This window comes from Nocardiopsis exhalans (genome assembly GCF_024134545.1).
Classification (GTDB): domain Bacteria; phylum Actinomycetota; class Actinomycetes; order Streptosporangiales; family Streptosporangiaceae; genus Nocardiopsis; species Nocardiopsis exhalans.
The window spans coordinates 2,606,463-2,621,252 of sequence record NZ_CP099837.1 but is presented as its reverse complement, the minus strand read 5'-3'; the positions used below and the strand labels follow the sequence as shown (position 1 = coordinate 2,621,252).

General features: G+C 69.0%; 12 protein-coding genes. 6 read left to right on the top strand and 6 right to left on the bottom strand.

Annotation, left to right across the window (positions count from 1 at the left end; translation table 11 throughout):
• Positions 1-42: 42 nt before the first annotated feature.
• Positions 43-1,125 carry a histidinol-phosphate transaminase gene (locus NE857_RS11715; protein ID WP_254421004.1) on the bottom strand — a complete coding sequence of 361 codons (1,083 nt, stop codon included), beginning with the start codon at positions 1,123-1,125 and terminating at the stop codon, positions 43-45.
• Between the two features lie 124 nt (positions 1,126-1,249).
• Positions 1,250-2,557 carry a histidinol dehydrogenase gene (hisD, locus tag NE857_RS11710; RefSeq protein WP_254421003.1) on the bottom strand — a complete coding sequence of 436 codons (1,308 nt, stop codon included), beginning with the start codon at positions 2,555-2,557 and terminating at the stop codon, positions 1,250-1,252.
• Between the two features lie 261 nt (positions 2,558-2,818).
• Between hisD and NE857_RS11705 the strand changes: the two genes are divergently transcribed.
• The 4 genes from NE857_RS11705 (at position 2,819) to NE857_RS11690 (ending at position 6,943) form a co-directional block, all read left to right on the top strand.
• On the top strand, positions 2,819-3,379 hold the full coding sequence (locus NE857_RS11705) for a ferritin (protein WP_254421002.1): 561 nt from the start codon (positions 2,819-2,821) through the stop codon (positions 3,377-3,379).
• A 137-nt stretch (positions 3,380-3,516) separates the two neighbouring features.
• A complete protein-coding gene (locus tag NE857_RS11700; protein WP_254421001.1) occupies positions 3,517-4,299 on the top strand; it encodes an LON peptidase substrate-binding domain-containing protein in 783 nt (260 codons plus the stop codon).
• Between the two features lie 173 nt (positions 4,300-4,472).
• Positions 4,473-4,928 carry a Cys-tRNA(Pro) deacylase gene (ybaK, locus tag NE857_RS11695; RefSeq protein ID WP_254421950.1) on the top strand — a complete coding sequence of 152 codons (456 nt, stop codon included), beginning with the start codon at positions 4,473-4,475 and terminating at the stop codon, positions 4,926-4,928.
• A 146-nt stretch (positions 4,929-5,074) separates the two neighbouring features.
• Positions 5,075-6,943 carry an AMP-dependent synthetase/ligase gene (locus tag NE857_RS11690; protein ID WP_254421000.1) on the top strand — a complete coding sequence of 623 codons (1,869 nt, stop codon included), beginning with the start codon at positions 5,075-5,077 and terminating at the stop codon, positions 6,941-6,943.
• Positions 6,944-6,952: 9 nt separating this feature from the next.
• Here NE857_RS11690 and NE857_RS11685 read toward each other — a convergent pair whose 3' ends face one another.
• Complete coding sequence (locus tag NE857_RS11685) at positions 6,953-7,747, bottom strand: hypothetical protein (RefSeq protein ID WP_254420999.1); 795 nt, start codon at positions 7,745-7,747, stop codon at positions 6,953-6,955.
• Positions 7,748-7,826: 79 nt separating this feature from the next.
• Between NE857_RS11685 and NE857_RS11680 the strand changes: the two genes are divergently transcribed.
• Positions 7,827-8,360 (top strand): DinB family protein, encoded by a 534-nt coding sequence (locus NE857_RS11680; RefSeq protein WP_254420998.1) that lies wholly within the window; start codon positions 7,827-7,829, stop codon positions 8,358-8,360.
• 10 nt (positions 8,361-8,370) lie between these two features.
• On the opposite strand, the gene NE857_RS11675 is transcribed toward NE857_RS11680, so the two are convergent.
• A complete protein-coding gene (locus NE857_RS11675) occupies positions 8,371-8,913 on the bottom strand; it encodes a CGNR zinc finger domain-containing protein (RefSeq protein WP_254420997.1) in 543 nt (180 codons plus the stop codon).
• 109 nt (positions 8,914-9,022) lie between these two features.
• On the opposite strand from NE857_RS11675, the gene NE857_RS11670 reads away from it, so the two are divergent.
• The gene (locus NE857_RS11670; protein WP_254420996.1) at positions 9,023-9,310 is read left to right on the top strand and encodes a hypothetical protein; all 288 of its coding nucleotides are present in this window, start codon (positions 9,023-9,025) and stop codon (positions 9,308-9,310) included.
• 27 nt (positions 9,311-9,337) lie between these two features.
• On the opposite strand, the gene NE857_RS11665 is transcribed toward NE857_RS11670, so the two are convergent.
• Together NE857_RS11665 and dnaE are read right to left on the bottom strand one after the other, a co-directional pair.
• Positions 9,338-10,195 carry a PadR family transcriptional regulator gene (locus NE857_RS11665; RefSeq protein ID WP_254421949.1) on the bottom strand — a complete coding sequence of 286 codons (858 nt, stop codon included), beginning with the start codon at positions 10,193-10,195 and terminating at the stop codon, positions 9,338-9,340.
• Between the two features lie 181 nt (positions 10,196-10,376).
• The gene (gene dnaE / locus NE857_RS11660; RefSeq protein WP_254420995.1) at positions 10,377-13,937 is read right to left on the bottom strand and encodes a DNA polymerase III subunit alpha; all 3,561 of its coding nucleotides are present in this window, start codon (positions 13,935-13,937) and stop codon (positions 10,377-10,379) included.
• Positions 13,938-14,790 lie beyond the last annotated feature (853 nt).

Sequence of the window (14,790 nt, the reverse complement as noted above, 5' to 3'; positions counted from 1 at the left end):
GGGTTGCCTGCGGGCTACCGGTGGGCTACCGACCGGGGTGGGTCAGCGGCCGGTCGCCTTCAGCAGGGCTGTACGGAAGGCGGCCATCTCCTCGGCGGTGCCGACGGTGACGCGCAGCCAGCCGGGCGGGCCGGTCTCGCGGATGAGGACCTGCTGGTCGAGCAGGTCCTGCCAGACGCGGGTGCGGTCCTCGAACTCACCGAACAGGACGAAGTTGGCGTCGGAGTCGGCGACGGAGAAGCCCTGGGCGCGCAGCCACCCGACGAGGGTGTCGCGTTCGGTGCGCAGGTCGTCGACGGCCCCGAGGAGTTCGTCGGCGTGGTCCAGGGCGGTGACGGCGACCGCCTGGGTGACGGCGGACAGGTGGTAGGGCAGACGGACCAGCTGGAGGGCGTCGACCACGGCCGGGTGCGCGGCGAGGTAGCCCACGCGGGCCCCGGCCAGGGCGAAGGCCTTGGACATGGTGCGCGAAACGATCAGCCGCGGGTGGTCCGGGAGCAGTGACAGAGCGCTGGGTTTGCCCGCGCGGCGGAACTCGGCGTAGGCCTCGTCCACGACCACCACGCCGGGGGCGGCCCGGGCGATGCGCTCGATGTCGGCGATCTCCAGGGCGGTACCGGTGGGGTTGTTGGGCGAGGTCAGGAAGATGACGCTGGGCCGGTGCTCGGCGATGGCGGCCAGGGCGGCGTCCACGTCGATGCGGAAGTCGGCCTCGCGCGGCACGGCCACCCAGCCCGTCCCGGTGCCCCGGGAGATGATCGGGTGCATGGAGTAGGACGGCTCGAAGCCCATCGCGGTGCGGCCCGGGCCACCGAAGGCCTGGAGCAGCTGCTGGAGGATCTCGTTGGAGCCGTTGGCCGCCCAGACGTTGGCGGCGGTCAGGCCGTGGCCGAGGTAGGCGGCCAGCCCCTCGCGCAGGTGCACCGCGTCCCGGTCGGGGTAGCGGTTCAGGCCCAGGGCGGTGTCGGCGACCGCCTCGGCCAGCGCCTTGGCCAGGCGCGGGGAGGGAGCGTGCGGGTTCTCGTTGGTGTTGAGGACCACCGGCACGTCCAGCTGCGGAGCGCCGTAGGGCGAGCGTCCGCGCAGGTCGTCGCGGAGCGGCAGGTCGTTCAGGGTGAAGCTCACTGGTTTCACACTCGTGGTCGGTCGTGGGAGGGGCGGGTGGGTCCGGTGTGACCGGCGGTGGTCACACCGTCCCCGGGCCCGCCCGCTCCCGTCGTCGTGGTCGCGTTCGGTCCTGGACTGGTTTCTAGTCCCGGTCGGAGCGATGGCCCGTGCGGGCGGCGACGGCCTCGCCGTGCGCGGGCAGGTCCTCGGCCTCGGCCAGGGTGATGACGTGATGGGCGACGTCGGCCAGCGCGTCACGGTCGTACTCGACGATGTGCACCCCGCGCAGGAAGGTCTGCACGCTCAGGCCACCGGTGTGGCAGGCGCAGCCGCCGGTGGGCAGCACGTGGTTGGACCCGGCGGCGTAGTCGCCGAGGGAGACCGGGGAGTGGTCGCCGACGAAGATCGCTCCGGCGTTGCGCACGCGCGCGGCCCAGGCCGGGGCGTCCGCCGTCATGATCTCCAGGTGTTCGGCCGCGTAGGCGTCGACGACGGCCAGGCCCTGTTCGAGGTCGTCGACCAGGACGATGCCGGACTGCGGGCCGGACAGTGCCTCGCGGACGCGTTCGCTGTGCTTGGTGGCGGCCACGCGCGCGGCGAGGCGTTCGGTGACCGCCTCCGCCAGCGCCTCGTCCGGGGTGACCAGGACGGAGGCGGCGACGACGTCGTGCTCGGCCTGGCTGATGAGGTCGGCGGCGACGTAGTCGGGGTTGGCGGTGGCGTCGGCCAGGACCGCGATCTCGGTGGGTCCGGCCTCGGCGTCGATGCCGATGACGCCCTTGAGCAGGCGTTTGGCGGCGGCCACCCAGATGTTGCCGGGGCCGGTGACCATGTCCGCGCGCTCGCAGTCGGCCGTGCCGTAGGCGAACATCGCCACGGCCTGGGCTCCGCCGACCGCGTACACCTCGTCGACGCCGAGCAGGGCGCAGGCGGCGAGGATGGTCGGGTGGGGCAGGCCGCCGAAGTCCTTCTGGGGCGGTGAGGTGACCGCGAGGGAGGACACACCCGCCTCCTGGGCGGGGACGACGTTCATGATCACGCTGGAGGGGTAGACGGCGCGGCCGCCCGGCACGTAGAGGCCGACGCGGTTGACCGGGATCCACTTCTCGGTGACCGTTCCGCCGGACACGACCTGGGTGGTGTGGGTCTGGCGGCGCTGCTCGTGGTGGACCTTGCGGGCTCGGCGGATGGACTCCTCCAGCGCGGCGCGCACGGCGGGGTCGAGTTCGGCGAGCGCGGAGTCGATGGCGTTCTTCGGAACGCGGATGTCGGTGAGCCGCACGCCGTCGAAGCGCTCGGTGAGTTCGACCAGGGCCTCGGTTCCGCGATGGCGCACGTCATCGCAGATGGGTCGGACGCGTTCGGTGGCGTCCGCCACATCGATTTCGGCGCGCGGAAGGGCGTCGCGCGGGTCGCCTGAGGAGCCTCGGAGGTCGATTCGACTGATCACGGACCCAGTCTAGGGGGCGTGGCCCAATCCATGGGTGGCGGTGTCCGGATGATGGACACCACACCCGCGCGGGGCCCGCGCGACCGGCGCGAACCCCGCTTCGGCGGACATGCGCGAACACTCTCCCGCAAATGCGCGAAATTAGCTTCACCTAAGTTTGGGACACCTAACCTAATCCAGCCAAAGAAAGGCTTGCCTAACAAATTCAGATGCCTTTTCTCGGGATTCGCATAACGCTTTTGAATACGTTATTGTAGTGACATGACTTCGAACAAGACCAGCGATAGCAGCCTTTCCAAGTTCCACCGCCTCCTGGTTGACCAGGTGCGGCACGAGTTCACGGCCTCGCACCAGTACGTGGCGATCGCGGCCTGGTTCGACGACCAGGACCTGCCGCAGCTGGCCCGGGTCTTCTACGAGCAGTCGCTCGAGGAGCGCGACCACGCGATGATGATCGTGCGCTACCTGCTCGACATGGACGTGACGTTCGCTCTTCCGGGCGTGGACGAGATCGAGACCGATTTCGCCGTCGCCCGCGACCTGGTCGCCCTGGCCCTGCGCCAGGAGCGAGAGGTGAGCGACCAGTTCCTGCGTCTGGCCAAGGTCGCCCGTGACGAGGACGACTACACCGGTGAGCAGTTCCTCCAGTGGTTCATCCAGGAGCAGGTGGAGGAGATCGCCAAGATGTCGACCCTGCTCAACGTCGTGGACCGCGCCAACGGCAACCTGTTCGACGTGGAGGCCTTCGTGGCCCGCGACATGCCCAGCGAGGACAACGGCAGCCAGGGCGCGCCCGGCACCGCCGGCCCCTCGGTGTCCTGACGCCTTCGGTAGTCCTGGCGCCGCCTGACGCGTCCTGACACCCCGACGGTCTCCCAGCCGACCGTCCGAACGCTTCATCCGCCGCGCCCGGGAGCTCCGACGAGCGAGCTCCCGGGCGCGGCGGGCATACTGGAACCATGCCAGAGGCACTGCCGATCTTCCCGCTCAACACCGTGTTGTTCCCCGGCATGACGATCCCTCTCCACGTCTTCGAGCAGAGGTACCGTCGGCTGGTCTCGGAACTGCTCGGGCCGACCCTGGCCGGAGGTGAGGCGGGCGGTCGGGAACGCGGCCCCGCCCGGTTCGGCGTCGTGTGGATCGAACTGGGCCACGAGGTGGCCAGTGAGTCCGGGCAGGGCGCGGGTGGTGCGGACACCGGGGTGCCCAACACCGCGGGTTCGAGCGCCCACCCCTCGCTGCCCCTGGTCAGCGCCGTCGGCTGCACAGCGGTCGTGCGTGACGTGCGCACCTACGAGGACGGCCGCTACGACCTGGTGATCGAGGGCGGGACCCGGTTCACCATCACCGACCTGGACGATGTCGACCGCTCCTCCCCCGACGATTACTCCACCGCCTCGGTGGCCCTGCTGCCGGAGCCGATGGGCCCCGACGCCAAGGAACACGCCGAGCGGGTGCGCGATCTTTACGAGGTGTACCAGCAGCGGCTGGCCTCGATCGGGATGGCCTCCGAGGTCTCGGCCGACCTGCCCCGCGACCCGATCGCCCTGTCGTACTCGGTGTCGGTCTCGGTCGTGCTGGACTCGGCGGAGAAGCAGCGGCTGCTGGAGGCCGAGAACGCCGCGACCCGGCTCGCGGTGGCCGCGCGCTTCCTGCGCCGGGAGAACCGCATCGTGGCCGCCCCTGACCTGCCCAACCTGCCCGCGGGGCCCTTCCTCAACAACGGGGTGTCCTTCAACTAGGGCGCTCGTGCGGACGGCGGGGCCCGGCTCCGGGCGAGCGTTCAGGAGCGGGGGCGTGTCGCCTCACCCGGGGGTCTCCGCCCTGGCAGGAGGAGTAACCTGCCCGGAAGATCAACAGACCCCGAAGCGGAGAGCCCAGGTACTCCATGAGTGGAAAAGCCACGCCCGCGACCGTGGCCGCCGGCCGGACCAAGACCACCTACACCCTGCACCCCTACGAGGTGGACGGCGGTGACGGCCACTCCTACGGGACCGACGCCGCCGACGCGATCGGGGTCCCCCACGAGCAGGTGTTCAAGACCCTGGTGGCCGAGGTGGACGGCGTGTTCACCGTCGGGGTGGTCCCGGTCAGCAGCTCACTCGACCTCAAGGCGTTGGCGGCGGCGGTCGGCGGCAAGCGCGCGGTGATGGCCGACCCGGCGCGGGCCGAGAAGATCACCGGTTACGTGCGCGGCGGCATCAGTCCGCTGGGGCAGCGCAAGCGGCTGCGCACGGTGATCGACTCCTCGGTCTCGGGGCTGCGTTCGGTCTACGTCTCCGCCGGGCGCCGGGGCCTGCAGATGGAGCTGCCCCCCGAGGACCTGATCGCGCTGACCGAGGCGGTCACCGCCCCCATCGGCGCGAACTGAGCCGGGACAGGCCCACCGATTCCGGCGAAAGGTCCGGTCGGCCCCTCCCCCGATCCGGAGTCCCCTGGAACACAGGAGACGGTGGACCTCCACACATTCGCCCACGGAGTGTTGCCGACCCCCCTACTCAGGGGTAGTTTTGTGAGATGGGCAACACTTCATCCCCCTATCGGTCCGTCCCCGACATGTTCGCTTCCCGCGTCGCCGAATCCGGCGAGCGGGAGGCGTTCACCTACCCGATCCCTTCCTCTACCGGTGGCAGCGAGAAGTGGGAGACCCTCACCTGGAACCAGACCCGTGACCGTGTCCGCGACCTGGCGCTGGGCCTGCACTCCCTAGGCGTGACCTCCCAGGCTCGCTGCGCCATCGCCTCCAGCACCCGCATCGAGTGGGTGCTGGCCGACCTCGCGATCCTGTGCGCGGGCGGTGCCTCCACCACGATCTACCCCACCTCCACCCCGCCGGACTGCGCCTACATCGTCTCCGACTCGGGCAGCATGGTGGCCTTCGCCGAGAACGACGAGCAGGTCGCCAAGCTGGTCGACCAGCGCGGCGCCATGCCGGGGCTCTCCAAGGTCATCACCTTCGAGGGCGCGGCCGGAGGCGACAACGACTGGGTCATCGGCCTGGAGGACCTGGCCGCCCTCGGCGCCGAGGTGCACGCCGAGAAGCCGGAGCTGTTCGACGAGCTGGTCGCCTCGGTCAAGTCCGAGCACCTGGCCACGCTCATCTACACCTCCGGCACCACCGGCCGCCCCAAGGGCGTGCGCCTGGACCACGCCAACTGGCTCTACGAGGCCGAGGCGCTCAAGGTCATGGGCGACGAGATGCGCGCCCAGGGCTGGGAGATGCTGGACGCGGACGACGTGCAGTACCTGTGGCTGCCGCTGGCGCACAGTTTCGGCAAGGTCATGCAGGTCGCCCAGTTGCGGTTGGGCTTCCTGACCGCCATCGACGGCCGCGTCGACAAGATCGTGGACAACCTGGCCGTCGTGCGGCCGACCTTCATGGCCGCGGCCCCGCGCATCTTCGAGAAGGTGTTCAACAAGGTCGTCATGCAGGCCAAGGAGGGCGGCGGGGCCAAGTACAAGATCTTCAAGTGGGCCGTGGGCGTGGGTGACAAGGTCGCCCGGCTCAAGGAGGACGGTAAAGCGCCCAGCGGTGCTCTGGCCGTCCAGCACAAGCTCGCCGACAAGCTGGTGTTCAGCAAGCTGCGCGCCCGCTTCGGCGACCGCCTGAAGTTCTTCGTCTCCGGCAGCGCTCCGCTGGCCCCCGACATCGGCCGGTTCTTCTACGGCGCCGGGATCACCATCCTGGAGGGCTACGGCCTGACCGAGACCTCCGCGGGCGCCTTCCTCAACCGGCCCGGCGACGTGCGCTTCGGCAGCGTCGGGCTTCCCCTTCCGGGCACCGAGGTCCGGATCGCCGAGGACGGCGAGGTCCTGCTGCGCGGCGGCAGCATCATGCGCGGCTACCACAACCTGTCCGGCGCCACCGAGGCCGTGCTCACCGAGGACGGCTGGTTCGCCACCGGCGACATCGGCGTGCTGGAGAACGGCCGGCTGCGGATCACCGACCGCAAGAAGGAGCTGATCAAGACCGCCAGCGGCAAGTACGTGGCGCCGCAGAGCATCGAGAGCCGGTTCAAGTCCCTGTGCCCCTACGTCGGCAACCTGGTGGTGCACGGAGACCGCCGGCCGTACTGCGTGGCGCTGGTGACCCTGGACCCCGAGGCGATCGAGGTGTGGGCCGAGGCCAACGGGCTGGGTGCGCTCAACTACGTGGGGCTGACCAAGGAACCGAAGGTCCGGGCGATGGTCCAGGAGGCGATCGACGAGCTCAACAAGGACCTGCCCCGGCACGAGACCGTCAAGGACTTCACCATCCTGCCGAGTGAGCTGACGGTGGAGCAGGGCGAGATCACGCCGAGCCTGAAGATGCGCCGCAGGGCCGTCGAAGAGCGGTACCGCGAGCAGCTCGACGAAATGTACAAGGGCTCCATCCAGTCCCTGTGAGGGGCGGGATCAGCTCCGCGGACCCTCCGGCCCGGAGCGGTCCCCCTCCGCTGCCATCGGCGGCCCCTGCCCCTCCGGGGCGGGGGCCGCCGTCGTGTCGTGGGGAGAGGGTGCGTGCGGGGCGGATGCGTGCGGGGCGGGGGCACCGTTCACCGGCGTGCCGGAGGCCTGTGCCCGGGGGTTCGGGTCTTCGGAGTTCGGGGCCTGGGCGCCCGGGGTCCACTCGGCGTCCGGGTGGCGGTCGGCCCGGACCGGTTCGGGGACACCGGGCTGATCACCGCGCAGCAGGCTGAAGGCGTCCAGCAGCCCGTACTGGAGGATGTGCACGAAGGGCCAGGCGACCAGGAAAGCGGTGGCCTGGAGCTGCAGGGCCGCGATGACCGTGTCACCGGTCTCCGCCGCCAGGACCAGCTCCCGGGCCGGACCGTCCAGGGCGACACCGATCCGCCACACCAGCAAGGACGCCGCGACCGAACCCAGCGCGCCCGCGACCAGACCGACCAGGCGCAGGTCCTGGAAGCGCCGCCGGGCCAGCGAGAACTGGAGCATGTAGGTGGCGTAACCGGTGACCAGTCCGGCCAGCGCGGTGATCAGCACGAAGTAGCCCTCACCGGCGAAGACGGTCTCCGAGGCCCCGGTGAAGACCCCGCCGTCCGGCAGGACCACCACCTCCGGGCGCGGCGCGAGCCACCACCACAGCGGGCCCAGCAGGGCTCCCAGCAGGGCCACACCCCCGAAGAAGGCCGCGCCCACGGCAAGGCCGCGCCCCAGCCCCGACGCACCCGTGCCGCTCTGTTCCGCCATCAGCCGCTCCTTCTTCTTCACCGTCCGGACCTGCCGAAAACCAGTGGATACCGGACATGGCCCGAAGGAGAATACCGCCATGAGCGAGAAGAGCACTTCCCTGACCGTGTCCGAGCGTGTCGATCCTCCCACGGCCGCCGACGAGCGCACGATGCTTCTGGCGTGGCTGGACTGGCACCGGGCCACGGTGCACCGCAAATGCGCCGGACTGGCCGCCGAACTGTCCTCGTCCGCGCCGCTGCCGTCGTCACCGATGTCCACCATCGGCGGCATCGTGTCCCATCTGCGCTGGGTGGAGGCGTTCTGGTTCGAGGTCGTGATGCTCAACCAACCCGACGTCGCGCCCTATTCGGTCGAGGACCCCGACGCGGAGTTCAGGATCGGGGCGCAGCGCCCCCTGGACGAGCTCCTCGCGGAGTACGGGGCCCAGTGCGACCGCTCCCGGGAGATCACCTCCCACCTGGAGCTGGGAAACTCCTCCCGCCGGGTACTGACCGAGCGCGGGCGGGTGACGCTGCGCTGGGTGCTCATGCACATGGTCGAGGAGACCGCGCGGCACAACGGGCACCTGGACGTCCTCCGGGAGCTGGCGGACGGCGCCACGGGCGAGTAGGCCCACGCTGTCACCCGGGACGGCGACGTCGTGTGGCCCGCGCCCGGTTGCCGCACCCCACCGTGCACCACGCCTGGTCCTTGCGAGTGCGCAGGAAGTACATGCCGCAGCTGGGCGCGTCACACCGGCGCAGCCGGTCACTCCCCTCCTCCGAGAGGAGGGTCAGCGCCTGTCGAGCCACGGCCGCGCACGCGTCGCCGCCGCTCTCCTCGTGCCTGAGTTCTCCGTCCGCTTCAAGCTGGAGGACGACGGGCGCACGGGCGGCGAGCCCGTTCAGTCCCTCCCGCACGGGTTCGGGCAAGGGCCGCCCCTCAGCACGGGCATCCACGGCCGCGCGAACGAGCGTGCGCAGTGAACGCAGTTCCACGATTCGCGACTGGGCGAGCGCACGGTCAGCGGCCTTGGCACGCCACGCTGCCGTAAGCCCTGGATCAGCGAAGAAGTCGATGTCTCCACGTCCGAGACCGGAGCCGACGACGACAGTGTTGGTCAGGTCAAGGACCGGGTGTTCGTGGCCGATCCACGGCATGTCACTGAACTCGCGCGTCGTCATCCCCACAGGATACCGGATTCGCACACACGAACCCGTGATATCTTCATGTCACGGATTTAGACAATCAAATCCATGACATCACCCGTCTCTACATGTGGGGAGCTCTTCCATGACGCTTGAGTACGTGCGTTTCGAGACCAATGACGCGGCCGCCCTGACCACTGCCCGGGGGCAGCTGATCGCCCGGCTCAAAGAGCGCTACGGATCCGACTTCCTCTCGGCCACACTCGTCGCCTTCGATGACGGCAGCATCGGCGACGTTATCCTGTGGAACTCTCGTGAGGCGGCAGAACGCGCCGCGAAGGAGATGCCCTCCGATCCGGCGTCCGCCGACTTCTTCGGCCAGATTGGCGCCGTCCGCGAGATGAGCCACGCCGAGGTGCTGCACAGCGCGTGAACCCCAAGCGGCTAGCGCACGCACTCGTCACTGCCCGCCGTCGGTGCCCGGTTCGGTGCCCTCGTCAGCGAGGATCAGGTAGAGCCCCCGCTTGGTCTCGGCCAGCAGGCGCTTGGCCCGCTCCAGCTGCTCCGGGGTCCCGGCCTGGGCGACCTGGGACGCGGCGGCCGAGAGCTGGTAGGCCAGGGTGCTGATCTCCTCGTAGCGGGACCTGGCGTCGGCGTAGGCGTCCGCGCCCGCCTCCCACGGCGGGGTGAGGTCGGCACCGTTCTCCTCGAGGTAGGCGATGCCCTCGTCGGTGAGCTGGTAGGGGCGGCGACGCCCCTCCCCCTCGATCTGGACGACCAGGCCCTCGTCCTCCAGCTGCTGGAGCATGGGGTAGACGGAGCCGGGGCTGGGGCGCCAGGCGCCGCCGCTGCGCTCGCGGCCCTCGCGGATGATCTCGTAGCCGCTGCGCGGCTCCTCGGCCAGCAGCATGAGGATTCCGGTGCGCACGTCACCGCGCCGGGCTCGGGTGCCGCGGCGTCCTCCGCCTCGTCCGTGCCCGTGCCCGCCCCCGAAGAGGCCACCCGGGCCGAAGGGGCCGCCGGGGCCCATCGGCCCGTCGGGGCCGAACGGTCCGCCCGGCCCGAAGGGTCCGTCGCCGCCCTGCCACGGAGGCGGCGGAGGCGGTGATCCGGGAGGCCCCGGCGGGGGTGGCGGGGGGCCGAAGCCGTCCCGCCTCGGGCTGCGGTGTTCGCCGTGTTCACCGGATTCGTCGTGCCCGTGTCGCGGACCGTGGTGCGCGTGCGGGGCTTCGGTGGGCCGCCAGGTCCAGGGCAGTCGGGGGAGCCCGGTGCGCCGTCCACCCCAGGACCAGGGGCCGGGAAGTGCCATCGCGGTCATGTCGTTCTCCTTGATGTCGATCGTCGCCGAGCGAACTCGACCGTTCACGACTGTTATTCCGTGAACCGATAGCTCAAAGATATATCTTTAACTCAACCTCGGCAAGAGCGAAGACAGAAAAATCCCCGTGTGCGGTGTCGCACACGGGGATTCTCGCTGTTCAGATAGGTGAGACCCGGGTTCAGTAGTCGACCGCGTACGCCCCCAGCAGGCTCTTCATCTCACCGTTGAACTCCGGCGAGATCCGCACCGAGTAGTCCACCGCGTAGATCCGGGAGCGCACCGGGTTGTCCACCCGGATCCGCACCGGGGTGTCACCCTTGTGCGAGCTCAGCACCTGGCGCAGGTCGTCGACGAGCTCGGGGTTCAGGCGCTCCTCCGCCACCGAGAGCAGCACCGGCGGCTCGCCCTCGGTGATGTGCGAGATGTCCAGGATCGACATCTCCGACGTGAACATCGAGTACGTGCCGTCCCGGTCGTTGAGCCGGCCCTTGACCGTGACCGCGGTGTCCTCCAACAGGGCGTCCACGTACAGCGGATAGGTCTTGGGAAAGAACAGCACCTCCATGGAGGCGTCCAGGTCCTCCACCGTGGCGATGGCCCACTGGTTGCCCGCCTTGTTGGTGCGCTTGTCGACCTTGGAGATCAGGCCGGCGATGCGCACCTCCCCGCGCTCGCGGGCCAGGTCACCGGCGACGATCTGCGCGATCGAGGTGTCCCTGGAACGGGCCAGCACCCGCTCGGCGCCGGCCAGCGGGTGACTGGACACGTACAGCCCCAGCATCTCCCGTTCGAAGGCCAGTTTGGTCTTGCGGTCCCACTCCTCGTCACCCCACTGGATGTTCAGCCCGATGGGAGTGGAGTCGCTGTCGTCGTCCCCGCCGCCGAACAGGTCGAACTGGCCGTGGGCCTCCTGCTTCTTCGAGCTGATCATGCCCTCGACCGCGGTCTCGTGGTGGCGGTAGAGCTCCCGCCGGGGCTGGCCCAGCGAGTCGAACCCGCCAGCCTTGATCAGCGACTCGATCACCCGCTTGTTGCAGGCGGCCAACTCGATCTTGGAGAGGAAGTCGGTGAAGGAGGTGTAGTTGCCCTTCTCCGTGCGGGTCTTGACGATCGAGTTCACCACGTTGGCGCCGACGTTGCGCACCGCGCCCATACCGAAGCGGATGTCCTTGCCGACCGGGGTGAAGCGCAGACCGGACTCGTTGACGTCGGGCGGCAGCACCTTGATTCCCTGGGTCCGGCACTCGGCCAGGTAGACCGCCATCTTGTCCTTGTCGTCACTGACCGAGGTCAGCAGCGCGGCCATGTAGGCGGCCGGGTAGTTGGCCTTGAGGTAGGCGGTCCAGTAGGAGACCAGCGCGTAGCCCGCGGCGTGCGACTTGTTGAACGCGTAGCCCGCGAACGGGAGCATGACGTCCCACAGGGCCTGGATGGCCTCGTGGGAGAAACCGCGCTTCTTCGCGCCGGGGAAGAACTTGGCCTCCTCCTCTTCCAGGGCCTCCTTCTTCTTCTTGCCCATCGCGCGCCGCATCAGGTCGGCGCCGCCCAGCGTGTATCCGGCCAGCTGCTGGGCGATGGCCATGATCTGCTCCTGGTAGACGAGCAGGTGGAAGGTCTCCCCGAGGATCGGCTCAAGGGCGTCCTTGAGATCCGGGTGGATCGGGGTCACTTCCTGGCGGCCGTTCGAGCGGTCGGCGTAGTCGTTGTGCGCGTTGGCCGCCATCGGACCGGGGCGGTACAGCGACAGGACGGCCGCGATGTCACCGAACTTCTTCGGCTCCATCCGCTTGAGCAGGTTGCGCATCGCGCCGCCGTCCAGCTGGAACACGCCCAGGGTGTCGCCCCGGGAGAGCAGCTGGTAGGTCTTCTTGTCATCCAGGGGGAGCTTCGCGAGATCGATGTCGGTCCCCTCGGCCTCCTTGATGCTCTTGACCGCATCATCCATGATCGTCAGGTTGCGCAGGCCCAGGAAGTCCATCTTGAGCAGACCCATCTCCTCGCACTGAGGATAGGGAAAGCCGGTGATGATCGCGCCGTCGGAGTCACGCTTGTGCAGCGGGATGACGTCGAGCAGGGGTTCCTTGGACAGGATGACGCCCGCGGCGTGCACACCGGTGCCGCGGGTCAGGCCCTCGATACCGCGCGCGGTCTCCATGACCTTGTTGACCTGGGGGTCGTTGTCGACCAGGTTGCGCAGCTCGGTGGTCTCGCCGTAGCGCTCGTTCTCGGTGTTGAACACCGCGTCGAGCGGGATCTCCTTACCGCCGACCGCCGCGGGGAAGGCCTTGGTGATCTGGTCGCCGACCGAGTACGGCATGCCCAGAATTCGCGCCGAGTCCTTTACCGCAGCCTTGGCCTTGATGGTGCCGAAGGTGAGGATCTGCGCCACCCGCTCCTCGCCGTACAGGCGGGTGACGTACTCGATCATCTCGCCGCGCCTACGCTCGTCGAAGTCGAGGTCGACATCGGGCATGGACACACGTTCGGGGTTGAGGAACCGCTCGAACAGCAGACCGTGCTCCAGCGGGTCCAGGTCGGTGATGCCCAGGACGTAGGCGATCATCGAGCCCGCCGCCGAACCACGGCCCGGGCCCAGCGCGATACCCGCCTTGCGCGCGTACTGGCAGATGTCGGCGGTCACGAGGAAGTAGGCGGGAAAACCCATCTCGTTGATGATGCCGAGCTCGAACTCCACCCGCCGGCGGACCTCGTCACTCGTCCCGTCCGGGTACCGCGTCGGCAGCAGCCGCTCGACCTCCTTGGCCAGCCAGGAGGCCTGTGTCTCCCCCTCCGGAATGGGGAACTCCGGCATCAGGTCCCGGTGCGCGAAGACCTCGTTGTAGGCATCGGGCGCGATCCGCTCCGCGATGAGCAGGGTGTTCTTACAGCCCTGCTCCCACTCCTCGAAGTTGAGCAGCCCGCGCATCTCGTCCGCGGTCTTGAGGTAGTAGCCCGAACCGTTGAACCGGAACCGGGTGGGGTCGTCCAGGTTCTTACCGACACCCACGGCCAACAGAGCATCGTGCGCCGCGGCCTGCGACTCGTACACGTAGTGCGAGTCGTTGGTGACCAGCGGCGGAATGCTCAGCTCCCGGCCGACCTTGAGCAGTCCGTCACGGACCTCCTTCTCGATCGGCACACCGTGGTCCATCAGCTCCAGGAAGACGTTCTCCTTGCCGAAGATGTCCTGGAGCCCCGCGGCGTACTCGATCGCCTCCTTTTCCTGGCCCAGGCGCAGACGCGTCTGCACGCCGCCGGAGGGGCAACCGGTGGAGACGATGACGCCCTCGTTGTACTGCTGCATGAGCTCCAGGTCCATCCGGGGCTTCATGTAGTAGCCCTCGGACGAAGCCAGAGAAGACATCCGGAAGAGGTTCCGCAGTCCCTGCGCGTTCTGGGCGAGCATCGTCATGTGCAGGTAGCGACCGCCACCGGAGATGTCCTTGCCGCCCTCGGCCGAGGCGTCGTCCGACGTGTTCGAACGCCCCCAGAAGACCCGCTTCTTGTGGAAGCGCGACTCCGGCGCGACATACGCCTCGATCCCGATGATGGGCTTCACACCCGAGCCCCTGGACTGCTGGAAGAACTCGTAGGCCCCGAACATGTTGCCGTGGTCGGTCATGGCCACGGCCGGCATCTGCAGCCGTGCCGCCTCCTTGAACAAGGGCTTCAACTTCGCCGCCCCGTCGAGCATCGAGTACTCGGTGTGGACGTGCAGATGAGCGAAGGAGTCGGCCATGACGCAGGTGCCCCCAGGCGGGTAGACGGAAGGGTGGTGACTCCTGAGCCTACGACTTCCCCACGACTTTCGGAGCCGCCTGTGGACAACCAACCCCACCCGAACGGCACAACGATCCCCGATCGTTCCGAAGATCACCCCGGGGGCACAGGGAGTACACGGGCAGAGGGGGCACGGGGACAGAGCGGCACGGGGACACAGGGAGCACACGGACAGGAGGGAACACCGGGACAGAGGGAATACCGGCAAGGCGAACTGACCTGTGTCAACGCGAGTCCGATCCCCGGCGCCCGGGGAGCAGTCCCAGTGACCAGACCTGCAGAACCCTGTGTGATGCCGCTGCCGGGCTCCCTGCGTTGTGTGCGGTGCCCAGTTCCGGTTCCGGTTTCCCCCGTTTCCCGCCGCTTGATGGTTGCCGTCTGCGCTGCGCGCGTCAAGGTCGTCGCCGTCGCGGCTTCGCCGAATCAGGGCGCTCCACCTTGACCCGCTTTGCTACGACGGCGGTGGGCGGCTGTCGGGAAACGGGAGAGAAGTGGTCGGGGCCCAACCCCAACTACCTCGGCCTTCGGCCGGTGCCCTCCACCGGTCTGAGCCCAACACTTGGACGTGTCGCGGCCGGTCACGGCAGGAGACGGAAAGCGGCGGTGAAGGAGGGAGCACCCCCAGCCCTGCGCGGATCGGGTCGCGTGTCGCGGCCGGTCATTCGTGCCATCGGAAAAGCGGCAGCGACGACCCCGGGCTCCCCAGGCCTGTGGGGAACGGTGCTCGTGTCGCGGCCGGTCACGGCAGGAGACGGAACAGCGGCAACGACGGAAGCAGCGCGCCGGCCCAGCGTGCCGGGCCGCGTGTCGCG

Excerpts from the sequence above, each read along its gene's own strand:
- NE857_RS11690 (WP_254421000.1), top strand. The coding sequence starts at position 5,075 with ATGGGCAACACTTCATCCCCCTATCGGTCCGTCCCCGACATGTTCGCT.
- dnaE (WP_254420995.1), bottom strand. The coding sequence starts at position 13,937 with ATGGCCGACTCCTTCGCTCATCTGCACGTCCACACCGAGTACTCGATG.
- NE857_RS11680 (WP_254420998.1), top strand. The coding sequence starts at position 7,827 with ATGAGCGAGAAGAGCACTTCCCTGACCGTGTCCGAGCGTGTCGATCCT.
- NE857_RS11665 (WP_254421949.1), bottom strand. The coding sequence starts at position 10,195 with ATGACCGCGATGGCACTTCCCGGCCCCTGGTCCTGGGGTGGACGGCGC.
- NE857_RS11700 (WP_254421001.1), top strand. The coding sequence starts at position 3,517 with ATGCCAGAGGCACTGCCGATCTTCCCGCTCAACACCGTGTTGTTCCCC.
- NE857_RS11670 (WP_254420996.1), top strand. The coding sequence starts at position 9,023 with ATGACGCTTGAGTACGTGCGTTTCGAGACCAATGACGCGGCCGCCCTG.
- NE857_RS11705 (WP_254421002.1), top strand. The coding sequence starts at position 2,819 with ATGACTTCGAACAAGACCAGCGATAGCAGCCTTTCCAAGTTCCACCGC.
- NE857_RS11675 (WP_254420997.1), bottom strand. The coding sequence starts at position 8,913 with ATGACGACGCGCGAGTTCAGTGACATGCCGTGGATCGGCCACGAACAC.
- NE857_RS11685 (WP_254420999.1), bottom strand. The coding sequence starts at position 7,747 with ATGGCGGAACAGAGCGGCACGGGTGCGTCGGGGCTGGGGCGCGGCCTT.